The sequence below is a fragment of the Thermogutta sp. genome, assembly GCF_014359955.1.
GTDB lineage: Bacteria > Planctomycetota > Planctomycetia > Pirellulales > Thermoguttaceae > Thermogutta.
This window is the reverse complement of the sequence record NZ_JACIYL010000542.1, coordinates 1-3073: the sequence shown is the minus strand read 5'-3', so window position 1 is coordinate 3073 and position 3073 is coordinate 1. Positions and strand designations below refer to the sequence as shown.

Here is a 3073-nt window from a genome sequence, read left to right as displayed (position 1 = left end):
GCTCCATCGATCTCAAACACCTCGTCGATCGCCTGGTCGTTCGTGGCATCCAGACGCCGGTTCTGATCCGGTTCGGGGGCATTCTCAAACACCGCCTGGAAGAGATCAAAAATGCCTTCACTGAGGCGATCCGCGACCACAACTACACCGGCGGATACCACCTCGTTTACCCCATTAAGGTGAATCAGCAGCGACAAGTGGTGGAGGAGATCCTCCGCTACGGAGCCCCCTACAAGTTCGGGTTGGAGGCCGGCAGCAAGCCCGAATTGCTGGCCGTCATCGCCCTCGCCGATAACGAGACCCCCATTGTGTGCAACGGGTTCAAGGACGCCCGATTCATCGAAACGGCGATGCTGGCCCAAAAGATGGGCCGCAACATCTTCCTTGTCGTGGAAAAATACACCGACCTGGAGTTGATCCTGCGTTATGCGCGGGAAGTGGGAGTTCGGCCGAATATCGGCATCCGCGTCAAACTGGCCGCCATGGGTTCCGGCCGATGGCAGTCTTCGGGAGGCCATCGTTCCAAATTCGGCCTGACGGTGAGCGAAATTCTGCGGGCATTGCGGGAGCTGAAAGAGCACGACATGGCCGACTGCTTCAAGCTCCTGCATTTTCACCTGGGAAGCCAGATCACCAACATCCGCCACATCAAGGCGGCCCTCACCGAGGGTGCCCGCGTCTACGCCGATCTCTACAAGCAGGGCGCCGGCCTGCAGTACCTGGACGTCGGCGGCGGACTGGGCGTGGATTACGACGGCTCCCAGACCACCTTTGAGTCCAGCGTCAATTACACCCTGGAAGAATACGCCAACGACGTGGTCTATCACATCCAGCAGGTTTGCGATGACACGGGTGTCCCGCATCCCACGATTTTCTCCGAAAGCGGCCGGGCTGTCGTCGCTTACAACAGTATCCTGGTGTTCAATGTGCTGGGGGTCGCTGATCGGGGTGAAAACGGGATCCCCGAGCAAATCCCCGAGGATGCCGAGCAGTGTCTGCACGACCTGCTGCAAACGTACGAAGCCCTCAATGTCCGCAATCTCCTGGAAAGCTTCCACGATGCCCAGGAAGCCCTGGAAAACACCATCAACCTCTTCAATAACGGCTACATGTCGCTCGAGGAACGAGCATTCGCGGAGAATATTTACTGGGCCATCTGCCGCAAGATCTACCGGCTCATGCAGCACCTGGACTACGTGCCGGAGGAGCTCGAAGTCCTTGAATCGCTGCTCAGTGAAACGTATTTCTGCAATTTTTCCCTCTTTCAATCTTTGCCGGATAGCTGGGCCATCAAGCAACTCTTTCCCATCATGCCCATCCACCGGCTGACAGAACAACCGACACGCCGCGGCATCCTGGCCGACATCACATGCGACTCCGACGGTAAAATCGACCGGTTCATCGATCGGCACGATGTCAAACGGTCCCTGCCGCTCCATGAATTCCGCGGCGAACCGTATTACATCGGCGTCTTTCTCGTGGGGGCCTACCAGGAAATCCTCGGCGATCTTCACAATCTGTTTGGTGATACGAATGCCGTGCACGTTGGCCTCGACGAGGACGGTGACGTGGTGGTGGAAACGGTGATCAACGGCGATACCGTTCGCGAAGTGCTCTCGTATGTGGAGTTCGATCCCAATACCCTTGTGGTTCGGCTGAGGAACAGCCTCGAAGAAGCGATTCGGCGAGGCCGCATCGACGACCGCCAGGCCGGAAGATTGCTGCGTTTCTATGAGTCCGGACTGGAGGGATACACGTATCTGGAAAATCCAGCCGAATAACCCATCTTGCTGAGTCGGTGGCCCGGCCTGTCCCGGGCTTTGCCACATCGGGAAATGCGTCACTTGCTGGCTTGATGAGGGAGAGCGCCATGAAAGATACCATTTTCAGCCTTGCAGGGCGAACCGCGTTGATCACGGGTGCCAGTCGCGGCATCGGTCGGGCCATTGCCCAGGTTTTCGCCCAGGCAGGTGCCGATCTGTTCATTTGCAGCCGCACGGAAGAGGCCATTCGCAAAACGGCCGAGGAACTTTCGCAGAGCACCGGACAGCGAGTGGAATGGCTGGCTGCCGATGTCGCCCGACGCGAGGACACCGATCGCCTCGCTTCCGAGGCCCTTGCCCGGATGGGACACATCGACATCCTGATCAACAATGCGGGCTGGAATATTCCCCAGGCCATCGACGAGATTCAGGATAAAGACTGGGACTACCTTGTGGAGCTCAACCTCACCAATGCCATGCGTCTGACCCGGGCCCTCGTTCCCAAAATGAAGGAACGTCGCTGGGGGCGGATCATTCACATGTCCTCCATGATGGCCCTTGCCAGCACCGCGAAGCGCAACGCCTATTCAGCCACCAAGGCGGCGCTCGTGGGGATGGCCAGAGCCAGTGCCCTCGATCTGGGGCCATTCAATATCACGGTCAACTGTATTGCGCCGGGTCCCATCGCTACGGAAATGCCGATGAGTCTGCTCAGCAAGGAACAGCAGGAGCAAATCGTTTCCCGCACGGCCCTGGGTCGATGGGGAGAGCCGGAAGAAGTGGCCTGGCCCACCCTGCTTTTGGCGAGCGAAGCCGGTCGGTACATCACCGGGCAGGTTATTGTGGTGGATGGCGGCTGCCTGGCGCGGATCTTTTGATGCAATCGCCGGATCGCCTTGCCGCGTTCGGCATCCTCTTCAAGAATCCGACCACCGGGCGGACTTTTGGGCCGGCGGTGGAACCTTACACCAGCGGCGCTATTTGATTCCCGCCACCTCGCAGGCGAACTTGAGCCCATCCACCGCGGTCTTGCCGTAGAAATCGCAACCGGCATTTTTGGCGAGGAGCTCGCTCGCTGCGGCCCCGCCCACCATGATGGCCACCTGATCCCGCAGACCGGCCTCGCGAATCGCATTGACTGTGGCGGTCACTGAGGGATAGCACGTGGTGAGGAGCAGACTCATTCCCACCACGGAGGGCTGGTGCTCTCGGATGGCCTGCACGAATCGCTCGGGCGGCACGTCCACGCCCAGGTCAATGACCTCAAATCCCGCCCCGCGCAGCATCATGACCACTATGTCTTTTCCAAT

At 59.1% G+C, this 3073-nt stretch carries 3 protein-coding genes; 2 read left to right on the top strand and 1 reads right to left on the bottom strand.

Annotation, left to right across the window (positions count from 1 at the left end):
• Together speA and H5U08_RS14150 are read left to right on the top strand one after the other, a co-directional pair.
• The coding region (gene speA, locus H5U08_RS14155; RefSeq protein WP_297034381.1) for a biosynthetic arginine decarboxylase at positions 1 to 1781 on the top strand (1781 nt) is incomplete at its 5' end.
• 89 nt (positions 1782 to 1870) lie between these two features.
• The gene (locus H5U08_RS14150) at positions 1871 to 2641 is read left to right on the top strand and encodes an SDR family NAD(P)-dependent oxidoreductase (protein ID WP_297034378.1); all 771 of its coding nucleotides are present in this window, start codon (positions 1871 to 1873) and stop codon (positions 2639 to 2641) included.
• A gap of 99 nt (positions 2642 to 2740) precedes the next feature.
• Here the strand turns inward: H5U08_RS14150 and H5U08_RS14145 are convergent.
• The coding region (locus tag H5U08_RS14145; RefSeq protein WP_297034376.1) for a cobalamin-dependent protein at positions 2741 to 3073 on the bottom strand (333 nt) is incomplete at its 5' end.

What these genes read in the sequence shown, in the direction of transcription:
- H5U08_RS14150 (WP_297034378.1), top strand. Translation starts at nt 1,871, where the DNA reads ATGAAAGATACCATTTTCAGCCTTGCAGGGCGAACCGCGTTGATCACG.